12 protein-coding genes are annotated in these 16,335 nt (G+C 35.8%); 3 read left to right on the top strand and 9 right to left on the bottom strand.

The window, feature by feature from the left end; all coding sequences use genetic code 11:
- Positions 1-7: 7 nt before the first annotated feature.
- Both KDN24_RS16665 and KDN24_RS16670 read right to left on the bottom strand, forming a co-directional pair.
- A complete protein-coding gene (locus KDN24_RS16665) occupies positions 8-997 on the bottom strand; it encodes an ABC transporter substrate-binding protein (protein WP_409972428.1) in 990 nt (329 codons plus the stop codon).
- Positions 998-1,109: 112 nt separating this feature from the next.
- Positions 1,110-2,693, bottom strand: a complete 1,584-nt coding sequence (locus KDN24_RS16670; protein WP_409972427.1) for an AraC family transcriptional regulator — start codon at positions 2,691-2,693, stop codon at positions 1,110-1,112.
- A gap of 192 nt (positions 2,694-2,885) precedes the next feature.
- Here KDN24_RS16670 and KDN24_RS16675 point away from each other — a divergent pair, with 192 nt between their 5' ends.
- From KDN24_RS16675 to KDN24_RS16685, 3 genes are all read left to right on the top strand, one after another.
- Entirely contained in the window at positions 2,886-3,701 is an 816-nt protein-coding gene (locus tag KDN24_RS16675; protein WP_409972426.1) for an ABC transporter substrate-binding protein, read from the top strand.
- A complete protein-coding gene (locus KDN24_RS16680) occupies positions 3,698-3,838 on the top strand; it encodes a hypothetical protein (RefSeq protein ID WP_409972425.1) in 141 nt (46 codons plus the stop codon). Before KDN24_RS16675 ends, KDN24_RS16680 begins: the two co-directional genes overlap by 4 nt.
- 104 nt (positions 3,839-3,942) lie before the next feature.
- Complete coding sequence (locus KDN24_RS16685; protein ID WP_409972424.1) at positions 3,943-5,601, top strand: ABC transporter substrate-binding protein; 1,659 nt, start codon at positions 3,943-3,945, stop codon at positions 5,599-5,601.
- Between the two features lie 228 nt (positions 5,602-5,829).
- On the opposite strand, the gene KDN24_RS16690 is transcribed toward KDN24_RS16685, so the two are convergent.
- The 7 genes from KDN24_RS16690 to KDN24_RS16720 form a co-directional block, all read right to left on the bottom strand.
- Positions 5,830-6,657 (bottom strand): energy-coupling factor transporter transmembrane component T family protein, encoded by an 828-nt coding sequence (locus tag KDN24_RS16690; protein WP_409972423.1) that lies wholly within the window; start codon positions 6,655-6,657, stop codon positions 5,830-5,832.
- Entirely contained in the window at positions 6,654-8,378 is a 1,725-nt protein-coding gene (locus tag KDN24_RS16695; RefSeq protein ID WP_409972422.1) for an ABC transporter ATP-binding protein, read from the bottom strand. The genes KDN24_RS16690 and KDN24_RS16695 overlap by 4 nt, the downstream gene beginning before the upstream one ends.
- A complete protein-coding gene (locus KDN24_RS16700; protein WP_409972421.1) occupies positions 8,365-8,988 on the bottom strand; it encodes an ECF transporter S component in 624 nt (207 codons plus the stop codon). Before KDN24_RS16700 ends, KDN24_RS16695 begins: the two co-directional genes overlap by 14 nt.
- A 169-nt stretch (positions 8,989-9,157) precedes the next feature.
- A complete protein-coding gene (locus KDN24_RS16705) occupies positions 9,158-10,909 on the bottom strand; it encodes an ABC transporter ATP-binding protein (protein WP_409972420.1) in 1,752 nt (583 codons plus the stop codon).
- On the bottom strand, positions 10,909-12,681 hold the full coding sequence (locus KDN24_RS16710) for an ABC transporter ATP-binding protein (protein WP_486303956.1): 1,773 nt from the start codon (positions 12,679-12,681) through the stop codon (positions 10,909-10,911). The genes KDN24_RS16705 and KDN24_RS16710 overlap by 1 nt, the downstream gene beginning before the upstream one ends.
- A gap of 79 nt (positions 12,682-12,760) precedes the next feature.
- Complete coding sequence (locus tag KDN24_RS16715; RefSeq protein ID WP_409972419.1) at positions 12,761-13,729, bottom strand: helix-turn-helix domain-containing protein; 969 nt, start codon at positions 13,727-13,729, stop codon at positions 12,761-12,763.
- A 532-nt stretch (positions 13,730-14,261) separates the two neighbouring features.
- Positions 14,262-15,977: an ABC transporter ATP-binding protein gene (locus KDN24_RS16720; protein WP_409972418.1), complete on the bottom strand. Its 1,716-nt coding sequence runs from the start codon at positions 15,975-15,977 to the stop codon at positions 14,262-14,264.
- Positions 15,978-16,335: the final 358 nt, after the last annotated feature.

Consider the following 16,335-nt stretch of genomic DNA (forward strand, 5'->3'; position numbering starts at 1 on the left):
ATTCAAATTATTGCAGTCTTTCCAAAATGTCATCGAGCAATAAGTTTGCTGCTTTAATTCCGCCTGCGGTATTCCAAATTGTTTCATTCACTTCATAAACTTGATTGTTTTTTGCGACATTTAAACTTTTAAATACTGGGCTTGCCAACCATTGGCTTGCCACTTCACCAGCTGCTTCTTCTGTTAGGAAGTAAAACATTATATCTCCGTCCATTACTTCCATTGCTTCTTCAGAAACGGTTTCAATAAAATTATCAACATCTTGTGAAGCTGGTCTAGCCATACCTAGTTGCTCAAGTAAAACACCACTGAAAGTATCTTTTTGATAGATTCTCACATCCTTAAGTGAAAACCGCACAATTGATACCTTTGTTGCTAACTTTTCTCCCAATTCTTCTTTAGCAGCTGCAACGCGGTCATCAAATTCTTTCATTTTCTGCTCGCCTTCTACTGTTTTATTCAATGTTTCTGCATAAAGTTTAAAGTTAACCTTCCATTGTCCTGATAATTCTTCCGAAAAAACAGTCGGCGCTATTTTATTAAGCTGTTCATATATTTTTTCATGACGTACTTTATTTCCAATTATTAAATCCGGATTCAAATCAAGGATCGCCTCAAGATTAGGCTCAGTCTCAAAACCTAGGGCTTCGACGCCTTCCATTTCATCTTGAATATGCTCATACCAAGGTTCCCCCGTCCATGATTGCACCGCACCAACAGGTTTTACTCCCAATGCAAGAAGTGCTTCAGTTCCTTCATTTGTTAAAATAACAACACGTTTAGGCGTTCCTTTTATTTCAGTCGTTCCCATCGCATGTTGAATTTGTCTAACATCACTAACAGTACTTTCTTCAGCCTCTTTCTTCTGCTCTGTCTCGGCTTGTTGCTCCGACTCACTACCTGTTTTCTCATTTACATTTCCACACCCAACAAGCAGTAGTATGAATAGCATAGATACAGCTATTAATAAGCCAGATGAATCTATTTTTTTCTTCATCACATGTTCCTCCTACTCCTCTATATAATTGAGAATGATTATCAAACTCACTATTTATTGTATTTGATTCCAAAGGAGGACACCATGGACATGATTATCTATTTTATATGGATTACATACTCAGATGTGCTTCAGTAGAGAAAAATTGAACGATAGAAGATATCATATGTTTTCTTCCATACGGCCCCCAAGGATCCCAGCTTCCACTATTCGGAACAAATACTTCGTTTCGTTTCACAGCATCTATCTCCCACCATAATGGATTTTGCGCCATCTTTATAATATCTGCTTGCTTACTCCATAAAATCATAATTCTCTCTGGGTTTAATGCTAGCATCTCTTCGATTGTAAAAAAGGAACAAGATATGAACTCTAGCTGATGATGAGCTTGAAAACCTAGACCAGTAAAGATTAGATCACTTGCAGAATGTCCAGTTACCCCATGTACTAGAAATTGATTATCTATTACCCGCAGTACAACCCATTCACCGACCTTTGTCACTTTCCTTAAGCAATCTCTCGCTTTACGTTCAGCACAATCCATTTCTTGAATGATCTTTTCCGCCTCTGCTTCTTTTTTAATGATGACAGCGATGCTTCTTTGATAATCTTGCCAAGTTAGTGCACGATTAATTTGGACAACTCCAACATCCATATTTTCTAATCGAGCATCATAATCGTTACGACGATTTGTCGTCAAGATAAAATGAGGATCTATCGCCATTACATCTGCTAAATTAACATCTCTCTCTACATTTACATATTTCGCCTCGGAAAAATGTTTTTGCAAATAACTAGGTAGCCCAAAATTATTTGGGAATTCACTTGGATAACATGGAACAACAACTGGTTTAACACCTAAACTAAGTAAATGATCTTGTAAAAATAATTTACTAATAACCGCAATCCTCGGCACATTATTTTTTCGGTATAAAGTAGGAGATTGCCCTTCTGTTCTCTTAAATAGCCTGCTAAAGTACAATTCATCCTCATAGCCTAACATAGCAGCAACATCCTTTATGTAGACAGCAGGTTGCATAAGCATTTCCTTCGCTTTTTTCATTCGAATTTTCCGCAAATACTCTGTTGGAGTTACTCCTGTCTCCTTTTTAAATGCACGGCAAAATGATTGTTTCGCCATTCCTGCATGCTTATGTAGACTGCCAATATCAATTGCACGATCATAATGGTCGTGCAAATACTTCATACTTAGCTCGATGCCCGTATCCATCGCCTGCCCTTTTTGTTCCTTATCATTTTGCAAAAGCCAAAGCAGCTCGAAAAATAAGGATTGCTGCTTCAGCCAAGTTAAATAACAAGCCGTCGAATTTAGACTGCTTAGCTTTCGCATTACCTCTAATACCTTCAATGTAGATTTAAGTTGATAAGTCTGATTGTTAATCATAAAAGCAACTTGCTTCTTACTTGAGAAGAAATCTGTTGTTTCACTATATTGCAATAAGTAATATTGCAAATTTTCTGCATTATGAAGTTCGATAGTTGCGCCCTTATAAAGAAAAATACATGTATTTTGATGAACACTATGCTTTATTCCATTTATCGAAATTTCTGCTTCTCCACCTATCACATAACAAATAAAATGAGACTGAATTATAAACCTCTTTCGTTTGGACAATGAATGATGTTGATGATGCTCCTTACAGGAATCGACGATAAGTCCTTTACGAAACAACAAGAGCACTCCCCTTTTTCATACGCATATTGTTAATTCATCCATTCCTCAGCTACTTATTCTCAATATATTTCTTCATTTTTGTACAAAAATTTTTCCTCCAAATTGTTTTTGTCCATTGTTGAGACAATATATCTACTCTATTCTATTATCAATGATAATCATTATCAAATAAAAGTTGGAAGGATTTTCAAAATGAAGATAATAAATAAAATGACACGAATCTTTTTCTCTATTCTTATCATAAGCATATTCACTGCTTGTAGCACAAAAACGAGTGAGTTTAATAGAAAAGAAGAAAGTCTATCAGAAGATAAGGTAGAAGAAACTCGAACTTATACAGACTATTTAGGGCATGTCGTTACAATCCCTACTTCCCCTGAGCGAGTCATTTATCATGGTGAAGGGTTTGGTGATCTTCTTGCTTTAAATGTAAATGCTGTTGGCGGAGGTTTCTCATGGATTACAGATTATGCATGGGAAGAGCGAGTAAAAAATGTAGAAGACGTTGGTTTTCCAATAAACGTTGAAAAAACATTAGCCTTAATGCCCGATCTGATCATTATTGCAACTTCTGATGAAAAAACTTATGAACAGCTTTCAAAAATTGCCCCAACGATTGTGTTTGATTCGTTCGCTCCTATCGAACAGCGAGTACCTGAACTTGGTGATATTTTAGGAAAAAAAGTCGAAGCAACTAAATGGCTTAGCAATTATAAACAAAAGGCTGATAAAATGTGGGAAAAACTTATCGATGATGGAACTATACAACCGAATGAAACAGCCTCTGTCTTAACATTTTATCCTGGAAACCGTTTATTCGTCATGGCCCGCGCTGGACTTTCCCAAGTTCTTTACGACACAAATGGCTTTATCCCAAATGAGAAAATTCAGGATATTCTTGACGAAGATAAAGGATTTGAAGAAATTTCAGTAGAACTACTCCATGAGTATGCTGGAGATCGAATTTTCATCCTTACTCCAGTAGATGAGGAGGCACAAATGATATGATGGAAAGTAATATTTGGAAGGAATTACCCGCTGTCAAAAATGGACATGTGTACACCCTTGAAATCAGAAAAAGTGATAGTGACGCCTCTTCTAGAGAATGGCTGATAGAAGAGATTCCTGCTATGCTAAAAAAATAGATTGGTTGTTAAGAGGCGTTTTACCTTTAGTTGAAATGCCTCTTAATCTTTTATACAATACTATTAATTGATAATCATTTTCATTTGTATAAAGGAGTAAAAAGTTGACGTATATAAATCAGACTTCTACAAAAACAACATTGCTTTTTCATTTATCTAACATTGACTATATCACTTGTCATTCACATGATAACTTTCAAAATGTAAATTCCACACAGTATACGTTAATCATTTTTATTACTGGGTGTGGGACATTGTCTATTGATGACAAGCCATATCTCATCTCAATAGGTAAAAGCTTTCTTCTACCGCCTAATTCCGTATTAGATCTGTCAGATATAGATAAGCAGAGTTATCGTTTTTATATACTATCTTTCACAACCATTCAATTGGAGCGGCAGGCACCCTCTACTTATAAAGAAAAATTGCTGTCTGATCAAGTAGAGTATGCCATCTATCCTTACTCCCGTTTTATCCGCCTCGCTGAAGAACTTTATAAGATGCAGCATAATCGCATGATATTCAATCCTTTTAAACTGCAAGGTCAATTTTATGAACTGCTTAGTATATTGTTTGAACCACATCTCCATCCCAATCAGAAGCTAGATGCTTCAAAAGCAGTTGAGCAAACGATTGAATACATGCACAAGCATTATCAACAGCCACTAACCGTTAAACAATTAGCAAGTTTAGCTCATGTCGTTCAATGGCAATATAGCGATATCTTTCGAACTCTAACTGGAAGAACTCCGCTTGATTACCTAACAGACATACGGATAAAGCATGCAAAGAAACTGCTGCAAAAAACGAATGCGCCTTTGAAGGATATTGCACAGCTTGTTGGATTTAACGACGAGTACTATTTTAATCGACGCTTTCGTCAGATCGTCGGGATTCCTCCAAAACAATTTGCCCACCAACAAAAGCACAAAATTGTCGTAAAGGATTGGACAGGACATGAAGTTGAAATTCCCTTATCTCCTCGCAGAGTTATTTACCATGGCGAAACGTTTGGAGACATGCTCGTTTTTAATGTCCTTCCAATAGGAGGCGCTAAAGAATATATTAATAAATCTGTTTATAAAAACCGAGTTCCTCTTATTCAAGATGTATCTTTTCCAATTGATTTCGAAAAATCATCTAAACTAAAACCTGATTTAATTATTTTTACGAATGCCAATGAACAGCAATATAGAGAATTATCAAAAATTGCACCTACTGTTACACATAATTCATGGGAACCACTCGAAGAACGCATTGTGACATTAGGTAAATGGCTTAGTAGAGAACAGGAAGCAGAGGATTGGCTCTTTCGCTTTAAACAAAAAGAAAATATGATGTGGCAGAAGCTACAAGGTAACGTTAAACCTGGTGAAACAGCTTCTTGTTTCATTTTTGATCATGGAAAACGCCTTTTTGTCATGGGATGTTCAGGCTTACCAACCGCTCTTTATCATCAACATGGTTTTCAACCCAAAAAAATAATTCAGAAAACGATTGATAATGGAAAGGGTTATATAGAAATATCACTAGATTTAGTACCTGAATATGCTGGCGATCGAATATTTATACTGCTCTCAGATAATCCAGTATCAAGGCTGGCTACAGAAGAATTAATAAATTCTTCGATTTGGCAAAGCCTCCCTGCTGTCAAAAATGGCTATGTTTATTTAGTAAATGCACAAAAATGGAATTATAGTGATGCCTTTACGAGGGAAAAATTACTAGGGGCATTACCTCTTATGCTTGGACATATATCTTAAAATTTTTCAAAATGATAATTGGTATTTATAAAACAAAAATATTCTATATTAGAATAAGTGTAGCTCAATGAGTGAATTGGTGCTTAATCTGAAGAAAAATAAGCCTTAAGTCTGAAATTACGACTCAAGGCTTCATATTCAGGATAAAAGCCTACCAAAGCAACAAAACTAAGTGCACAACTTACTGTCTACTAAAAGCAAGACTAATCGATAAAACTTATTGGAATGCTAATGGTACGTTTTGAAAAAGGAGAAATCTCCTAAAATATCATAATAGTGTAGTATAAATACAACAATCACTGATAGAAGCCAGAAAGCGCAAATGAAAATAAAATCTTTCCTAACCATTGATATTTGCCGATAATACGTCCGTGTAGGAAAAGCACCAAATGCTCTTGACTCCATCGAATAGGCAGTTCGCTCCGCATGGCGAATTGATGAGGATAATAATGGAAGGGCATATCGTTGGATTCGATCGATGAATCTACTGAACCCACTCTTTCCGGTATATCCTCGAACTTGATGGGCCATTTTCACAAGCTTGAATTGCTTCATTAAAATCGGAATAAACCGAAGAACAGCCAATGTACCATAACCAAAACGGTAATTGACCTTCCATTGTTGAATTAACGCACGAATAAAGTTTGATGTATCTGTCGTTAACGTAAACAACATAGACAAGACGAGCAAAGAAAGTAAACGCAGCCCTGTAGCAGTTCCAAATATGATTCCTGCTTCATATACATGAATGAAGCCAAATGATATCAATAACTTAGAACCTTCATTGACACTTTTACTTACCATTAAAGGATAAAAAATCATAAATCCAAGTACAAACAGCAGCATAGGAGCACAGCGCTTTAAATAAATGTTTAGTGAAATACGTCCAAAAATTATGGTTGTACAGCTTATAAGTAAAATAAATATGGCAGGTGTCCAAACATTCGTTGTCATTGTCAGAAAGAGGGCAAGTGGACCTATAGCGACAAGTTTGCTTAAAGGATTCAGACGGTGTAATAAAGAATCTGATTCAGATTGTACGGTACCTTGAATCATGCTTGTACCACCCTTACCCGTTCTTCCAATGCTTCCACCAAATTTTCGATCGAATACCCATTCTGGGGTAATTGTTCAAACTGTAAAGCCAGTTCTACAGACGGTGGCAATGAAAGCCCGTTTTCCTCCAATAGTTTTTGCTTTGTAAATAATGCTTGTACCGTTCCATGAAAAACCAGTTGACCTTCTTTTAAAACCGCAACGTTTTCGGCAAATTCTGCAATTAACGCCATATCATGAGATATTATGATAATGGTATGACCGGTCCTTTGCAATTGCTTCATAATTTGTAATAAAGCTCTAGCATTTTTCTGATCTTGTCCAAATGTCGGTTCATCAAAAATAAGTAGTTTTTGTCCTGTGATTAACATAGAGGCGACACTTAACCTTCTTTTTTCCCCATGACTTAATTGAAAAGGATGAATGTTTGCATACTCCTCAAGCCCAAAAAGTACAAGCATTTCTTGCACACGTTCAACAATCTCTGTGCGAGAAACATTTCGACATTTTAAACCAAAGGCTAATTCATCTGCAACACAACTTGTGATAAATTGATGTTCAGGATTTTGAAAGACATATCCAATCTCATTCACAATCTCATGCATAGGAAGTTCTACTAGATCTTTGCCGTTTAAATAAATGATCTCTTTCTCAACTTGCTCCAAGTTCATCATAAAACGAGTCAATGCGGATTTGCCAGAACCATTTTTCCCGACAATCGCTAAAAAATCACCTTCAGGTATACTCAGCTCCATTGGATGAAGTATTTTTGACAGCTTGTTAGAAAACTCCTTTTTTTTGATTTCCAATACAATATTTTTCCGGGATAAGTTCTGCTCCTTTAATGGCATGATTTCTGGATTTTTCACTGCCGAAAGGAACGGTTTTATTTTTGCCACCGTTTCCTTCACAGTCAACGGATTGCTAGTAAAAGGCAACACTCTACTTTGCAGCTCCATTTGCAATTTAACACAATAAGGCAACCAAACTCCTTCTTCAAGCAATTTCTGGTAATTTTTATAAAAAACATCACGTGGATGGCCATCAGCTATAATACTTCCATTTTTCCCAAGTACGACAACTCGATCAATTAAATCAATAACATCATCAAGCTTATGCTCAATCATAATAATCGTATATTCTCCACTTTGTCGAAGCTCACGTAAGATAGAAAATACTTCTTTTGTACCTGCTGGATCAAGATTGGCTGTCGGTTCATCTAATACAAGAATTTGTGGCCGCATACATAATATGGAAGCAAGTGCCAATTTCTGTTTTTGGCCGCCAGATAAAAGATCAACAGGCCAATCTCTAAATTTGGATAACCCAGTTTTCTTTAATGCAGTGTCTATTTGATCATTCATTTCAATGGGGTCTAGACAGAGATTTTCCATTCCAAATGCAACCTCATCTTCTACTTTCATTGTAACTAGTTGTGCGTCTGGGTCTTGAAAAACGATACCGATATGCTTAGTGAATTCCATAATTGGCGTTTCAGTTGTCTTTTTCCCTTCTACACGGATAGTTCCGCTAAAATCCCCATAAATACTATTTGGAATGAGGCCATTCAAACAATAAGCCAATGAACTTTTTCCTGCTCCAGAAGCACCTAGTAACAAAACCATCTCATTTTTTTTAAAGTTCAAATTAATCTTATTCAATACACTTTTTTTTGATCCTAAATATGAAAAACAAACATTTTCCATTTCAATTACGTTCAACTTTTCCACTTCCTGCTACATGATAGGATCTGTTGTACTCTGCAAGCATCCCTATTTTCATTACCGCATCTGCCAATAATTTAGACAACATTCCACCAATCATTCCGCCGATTATTGTTACGACAAACATCGTCACTTGAACACTTACCGCTAAAGAAGCATGACCATATAATGGGTATTCAAGAAGCATACTAATTAGTGTGGCAACCGCGCCACTGAACATTAAAAACACAATCGTATATTTTCGATAGAGAAAAGCTAAGAAAGGGATTTCACACTCAAATCCAGCCATTGCTGCCCAAAGAACACCAATCAACCCATATGGTGAAAATGGCAACATGACAATTCCACCAATTGTCATTGCTACTAGACCAGCTCCTGGTTTACGAATTAAGTAAAGTGCCATTAGACCTGGTATCATAAAAATTCCATCCGTTATTCTTGAATACCCTGGCCCAAGGAGTGCAGCGAGTGGAAAATACGCAAACGTCACTCCAAGCAAAACGAAAGCAAAAACAACACCGATCATTCCTGTAATGAGAATATCCTTTGTACTCCAGCGCCCCTTTCTACGCTGTAATGAGTTATTATTAGTAGTTTCTTTCATCATTAGTCCACATCCATTCTTTATTAATTATCTTGAATATTTCAATTTTCCTTTCTTGATAAGGAACTTCCATTTGTTCGAACATTTAAATTATCATAAAAAAAGAGCGGTTTATCCGCTCCGAAAGATCTATACATACTCCATTTAGACATTTTTATGCTGTCACTTAAATTTAATGGGAGATGCTCCATTCTTCTATTTTTTTGCGAATAGAACAAAATTTCTTATAAATTCCCTCCTCCACAATAAGTTGACTATGTGTCCCCTGCTGAGCAATTCCTCCTTCGTTTAAGACGAGAATTTGATCGGCGTTTTCAATTGTAGCTAGACGGTGAGCTATAATTAAAACCGTTTTTCCTTTTGTAAGTTCACTTAGCGCATTTTGTATTTCATGCTCGTTTTCGGGGTCTACACTTGCAGTTGCTTCATCCAATACTATAATAGGTGAGTCCTTCAGCATGGCTCGAGCAATGGATATTCGTTGCTTTTCACCACCAGATAGTGTTGAACCCCCTTCTCCAATGACACTTTCATAACCATCTGGTAAGTTCATAATAAAATCATGACACCTCGCTTTTTTGGCAACTTCGACTACTTCATCGAATGTCGCCTTTGGTCGCCCAAAGCAAATATTATTAAATACAGTATCATGAAATAAGTAAACATTTTGAAATACAATGCTAATATTCTTCAATAAATGCTCCGTCTTGACATCCCGAATATTTACACCCCCAATGTTGATTTCCCCATTTTTCACATCGTAAAATCGGGCAATAAGCTTACAAATCGTTGTTTTTCCACTTCCTGATGGGCCAACAAGTGCAGTTGTTGAATTTTCAGGTAAATGAAAAGACACATTATGGAGAATTCGACGGTTGTCGTAACCGAATGATACATTTTTGAACTGAATAGTATAATTCGAGATAACAGCTTTTTCACTGCCATCATCCAAAAACTGTTCGGTGTCTATATTCTTTAGCTTATCTAATGTTGCATTAATAACCTTTAAAACATGGCTTGCATTATTCATTGCTTCTATTTGCTGAAACATGACAAATGAAAAGATGAAAATCATAATCATTGAAGAAAGTAATAGCTCTCCATTCAATGTTAAAACAGAAGATGTTAAAACAATTCCAATTGTTGCACAATGGAGTGCCAAAATATGCAAACTATTGAATGGAGCATAATTTTTTTCGATTTTTACATTGATTTCTTTGCTTTTTTTAAATGCATTTTGAATGCCACTCTTTGAAACTCCTTGCTGTTTAAAAGACTTCACTTCTGCCATTCCTCTTATATATTCAATCGTTGAAGAGATCATTTCATCTTTAGCTTGTTGATAAACAGGTGCATTTCGTTCACTTTCTTTACTCAATAGATGTAAAAATAGTGCAGAACATATTAAAAATAGGACTGCCACGATAGCAATTGAATAATGTAAAAACGAAAGACCAATAATAATCGTTAACACACTAATATAACCATTTACAACAACATCAATCATCTTCATTCCATACATTTCAATAAATGATAAATCCGTTGTCACAGCTGAAGTAAGGTCTCCTGCTTTATGACGTTGTAAAAAACTTAATGATACACGCTTTAATTGATTACCAATTTGGATTCTTTTTTCTGCTATTACTTCATATCCTATACTCTCTTGCGTAGAAGCACGTAGATATGAAAAAATAAATCGGCCTAATACTGCTGCAACCATTGCAAGTGCAATAATCCAAATAGTCGATGGCTCGAGAGGCCTTCCCCCTTTCGCATCTTCCAACACAAAATTCAATCCAAATGCGGCAATAATAATTGGAAATGCAACACATATAGTATGAAAAATTGAATAGATAAATCCGATAAATATTCGCTTTTTTCGCGTCCCTGTCCATTCTACTAAACGATAAATTGATTTAAGCATTATTGCAGCACCTCCTTCCGCAGCATGCTTACAGCCCAATCTTTTGCACCGATATGCGCTTTCCACATCAATTGATACAATTCACACGTCCGAAGAAGTTGCTCATGTGTTCCAGCTTGTTCTACCTTTCCTTTATTTAAGACAATTATTTTGTCTGCATGTTGTATGGTTGATAATCGATGTGCAATAACAATTACGGTTTTCCCTTTCGTGAGTACTTCGATGGATTGTTGGAGTTTCTCTTCATTTTCTGGGTCTGTAAAAGCTGTAGCCTCATCCAAAATAACGATCGGTGCATTTTTTAATAACACTCTTGCAATAGCAATCCGTTGTTTTTCTCCTCCAGATAGTTTACTTCCCACTTCTCCAGCTACTGAATGATAGCCATTGTCTAATTTTTCGATGAATTCATGACAGCAAGCCGCTTTTGCTGCATTTATTACTTGTTCATCTGTTGCTTCGGGATCCCCAAGTCGAATATTTTCAAGCAATGTTGCATTAAATAAAAAATTGTCTTGTGTAACAAAACTGACCATTTCAGCCAATTGATTAAGAGGAATCTTTTTTATTGGAACAGTCCCAATTGTAATTTCTCCTTCGGATACATCCCAAAAACGAGCAATAAGCTTGGCAATTGTTGATTTTCCACTCCCTGAGGCTCCGACCAAAGCAATAAAATTATTTTCTGGTAAATGTAATGAAAAATTAGTTAAAATATTTTTTTCTGAGGCTTCCTCGTATGAAAAAGATACATTCGTAAGGTGCACATCATAATTTTGCAAATGAGCATATTCTGTAGTATCTTCCAATTGCTCTAACTGTAAAAATTGCTGAACTTCTAGAACAGCAAATTCAATCGTTTTTGCATTGTTCACAAATAAGGTGAAATTCATTAATGGACCTACAATGCCTAGAGAAAGTATAAAGCACATCGTTAAATCGACAGGAGTAAGCAAGCCAGAATAATAAAGATACATACCGATTGGTACTGTTCCAAGTAAAGTAGACGGGAGGACAGCAGTAGAAAAATTCATAGGTTTCCATGTGCTTTGGAACCAATTCAATGTGTATCCTTTAAATGATTGAATCGCTTTTTCGAATTTTTCATAAGAACTGGACGATTGACTAAACGTTTTAATAACTTCTATTCCTTCGATATATTCAACGATGACACTGTTTACATGATTACTCGCCTCCATATAATCGGCATATTGCTTATTAAATGACCTAGTTATATAAATGAATGGAATCGCTGCAATTGGAATAGTAAGAAGGGATACAAACGCCATTCGCCAATCAATAAATAGTAAATACACAAAAACCGCAAGAGGTAATAGTGAATTTGAAATACCTTCCGGAATAATATGTGCTAGAGGCAGTTCAATCGTTTCAACACGATCGACTATCGTATTTTTCAATTCTCCTACTGAATATTTTTGTACTGTTCCAAGTGGTGCTTTCATTAATTTTTCAGCAATTTCAAGCCGCATTGACTCTAATATTTCATAGGCCGATACATGTGCAAGTGTTGTTGAAATCCCATGAAATACAACTTTAATCATATATCCCATAAGACTAATTCCAACCCAAAACAAAATAGATGACAAGGTTGGTTCTTTTGTAATAAACAATTGAACGATTTTATAAACTCCGAAATATGGGACGATCCCTCCAGCTACACCAATAATGGCACAGCCTATTGAGAGCGCCATTTGTACTTTGCATCTTTCAGCGAATGACCATACTACTGAAAGCCAGTTTGATTGCTTCACACATCTTCACCTCTTTAATAATCTTTTTGTTTTATTATTCAAAAAAAAGAAAGGTCCAACCACTCCAAGGTGATTGAACCTACTCCATTCCGACAAAAGCTTTCTGATATTCAGTTGGAGGCATGCCTTTTATTTCTTTAAATGCCGCAGCAAACTTGCTCGGATTGCTATAGCCTACTTTACTAGCAATAGTGGTAACCGTATCATCTGTTTTTCGTAAAAATTGCGCAGCTTTTTGAATTCGATACGTGCGCATGTAGGCATAAATCGATTGTCCATATATAGCCTTAAAACAATTTTTCATTGCCGTTGAAGAAATGTTAAATTTCACTGAAAGTTCTTGTAGCGTAATATGTTCATCCATATGCTTGCGAAGAAAAGCCATAATCTCTTTTACGGTTTCAACTTGCCTTTTTGGAAAATACTGATGATTGTCGATATGGGTCTTTGTATTGACAACACTTAATAACAATAATAACTCGAGAACTTTAATTCGATAATAATGTATACAAATTTCATCTGGAACATCATACAGCTCCGAAAAAATATGATGCACCGCTTTTGTCGTTCGCATTAAAAACGATGAAGATCGAGAACAAAACTTCGCTTTTATTTGTTGAAGATTGATCGAAAACTCTTCAAATATTTGATCCATAGTGTCTAAAGCTTGCTCTATATATATGGCTACTGTAACTCCTTGATAATAAGCTAAAGGAAAACTAAAAAAATTATTGCCGTATTCATTTGTACTAATCTGTATATCCCCTTCATTTATATACATAAATGTTCCATTTTGAACCTCCCATTCAAGTCGACCTTCCCGACAATGATTTATTGTTAGCATCGGAACGTTCGGACGAAACTCTGAATGACCATGACACATTTGAAAGTTGTTGAACATAAGTTCAATTCCTGGAAATACAATATAGCTCTTCATAACTCCTTTACCAGTTTGATCCTTCATGACAAAGACTTTGCAATTTTCATCTTTTTCCTCCATTGAAATATTTCTTCCGAAAAATACTCGTTTGCTATTTGAGCATTTCATCAAATCCCATCCTTATTACAAAATTTACATAATGAATTACAAATCAGCTACTGATGCGTATGTAAATGCCTCATATTACTTCCAAACCTTTCTTGATGATATTCCCCTTATTATATAGATAATGATAATCATTATCAAATATAATGAAATTAGACTTGAAACTTGATCATCTTCTTTTATCAATTAATTTCCATTTGACAATTTTAACATTATGCAATATAATAAGTTCTTAATGATTTTGGTATTCGTTGACAAAACATTTGGCATTCTACAAAATGTTTTTGAAGACACTTATTCACACTGGCGCGACTTCGGGGTCGCAAGGACGCAAAAGATGGTAGGGTTTGCGTTGTTTGAGGATAGAAAGCACATAGTGGAACACTACCGCGGCAAAATTGCTTTATTATGAAAAAAGCAATCATCTATTATGAATGTGAAGATGAATGATTAAATAGAAAGTCAATGTTACCTAATAAACAAAGGGCTGCACTCAAATAATGAGGCTGCCCTTTTCCAATTTTTAATCATTTATTTATACTCCGAATTGCGCTTCATGCAGTCGGCTATATGTACCATTACTTGTTAAAAGCTGGCGGTGGCTTCCTTGCTCCTCGATACCATTCTTTGTAATCACAATAATTCGATCAGCGTCCTTAATCGTGGCTAGTCGATGCGCGATGACAAGCGTCGTTCTTCCAATTGTCAACTCAGCTAAAGCTTGCTGAATGGCTGCTTCAGTTTCCGTATCTAATGCTGATGTTGCTTCATCTAATATTAAAATGGAAGGATTTTTTAAAAATAATCGTGCAATAGCAAGTCGCTGTTTTTGTCCTCCCGACAATTTGACTCCACGCTCACCTATTAATGTGTTTAATTGCTGATCTTGGGCTAAAATAACATCTTCTAATTGAGCACGCCGTGCCGCTTCCCAAATTTCTTCTTCTGTCGCATCGAGTTTTCCATAGGCAATATTTTCACGGATCGTTCCATCAAATAAAAAGACATCTTGTTGAACAATGCCAATTTGCGATCGAAGCGAATCAAGCTTCATTTTTTTTGCATCGAAACCATCAATGGTTATTTTCCCCTCTTGTATATCATAAAAACGAGGCAGTAAACTGCAGATCGTCGTCTTGCCTGCTCCAGAAGGACCAACAAGCGCTACTGTTTCTCCTGCAAGAATGGATAGATTAATATTATTCAAAATATAGCTGTCTGGCTCGTAGCCAAAGGAAACATTTTGAAATTCAATATTTCCTTGTAAATTCGGTACATCTATTGCATCAGGCATATCTTTAATATCTGGATCTGATTCAAGCAAATCTAAATAACGTCTAAATCCTGCAATTCCTTTCGGATACATTTCAATGACTGCGTTAATTTGCTTAATGGGACCTAAAAAGATATTTGACAATAGAATAAAGGCAATAAATTCACCATAGGTCATGTGCTTTTGAATAACAAACCATGTTCCACATAATAAAACAAAAATCGAAATAACTTTCATTAAAATACTGCTTATTGATGAATTCCACGCCATAATTCGATAGGCAGCCAGTTTTGTTTGGCGAAAGCGTTCGTTATTTACTGCAAACTGAGCAATTTCATGGTCTTCATTCGCAAAAGCTTGAACAACTCTCATGCCACTAACATTGTTTTCTACTCGGGCATTATAATCAGCAACATTGGAAAACATGCTGCGAAATGCAGTTGTCATTTTTCTACTAAAAAATAGTGATAGATAAATAATAATTGGAATGATAACAAACGTTAATAATGCTAAGCTTGGATTTATCGAGAACATTAACGCAAAGGCACCAATTAACGTCATGATTGCAATAAACACATCCTCTGGACCATGATGTGCCATTTCTCCAATATCCATCAAATCATTTGTCATTCGTGAAACTAAATGACCGGTTTTATTATTATCGAAAAACCGAAATGACTGTCTTTGTATATGAACAAATAAATGTTTTCTCATATCCGTTTCAATATTAACTCCAAGCATATGGCCCCAATAGGTGACAATATATTGAAGCACAGAACTAACAATATAGATTGCTAGAAGCCCAGCACAAGCCCACAAAATAATGGACCATTGCCCAGATGGTAGCAAATCATCCACAACTCGATTGACTGCGAGCGGAAAAGCCAGCTCTAACAATGCCGCAAGAATTGCACAAGAGAAATCTAATATGAACAAACCCTTATACGGCTGATAGTAAGAAAAGAATTTTTTTAACAATAAATCACACTCCAAATTCGCTCATTATTGATAATGATAATCATTCCCTTTATAAAGTTTAGTATACTTAGGGATAATTATCAATAGAGGAATGAATATTTTATTATAAAGAAAAACCCGCGCTTTCCAATAAGTCATATTTTCATTTTTTGACTGCCTTTTTCAATACAATAAGAGCACTCCCCGACTAGCTACAGAAGAATGAATAAATAGTTCACTTTGGCAAAGCTTGCCTGCTGTCAAAAATGGCTTTGTTTATTTAGTAGATTCACGAAAATGGAATTATGGAGATGCCTTTACTAGAGAATATTTACTTGGAGTGCTCCTGCTTGGACATATATCTTAAAAGCTATTATTT

It is taken from the genome of Cytobacillus sp. Bva_UNVM-123 (assembly GCF_046351715.2).
Lineage (GTDB): Bacteria > Bacillota > Bacilli > Bacillales > Cytobacillaceae > Cytobacillus.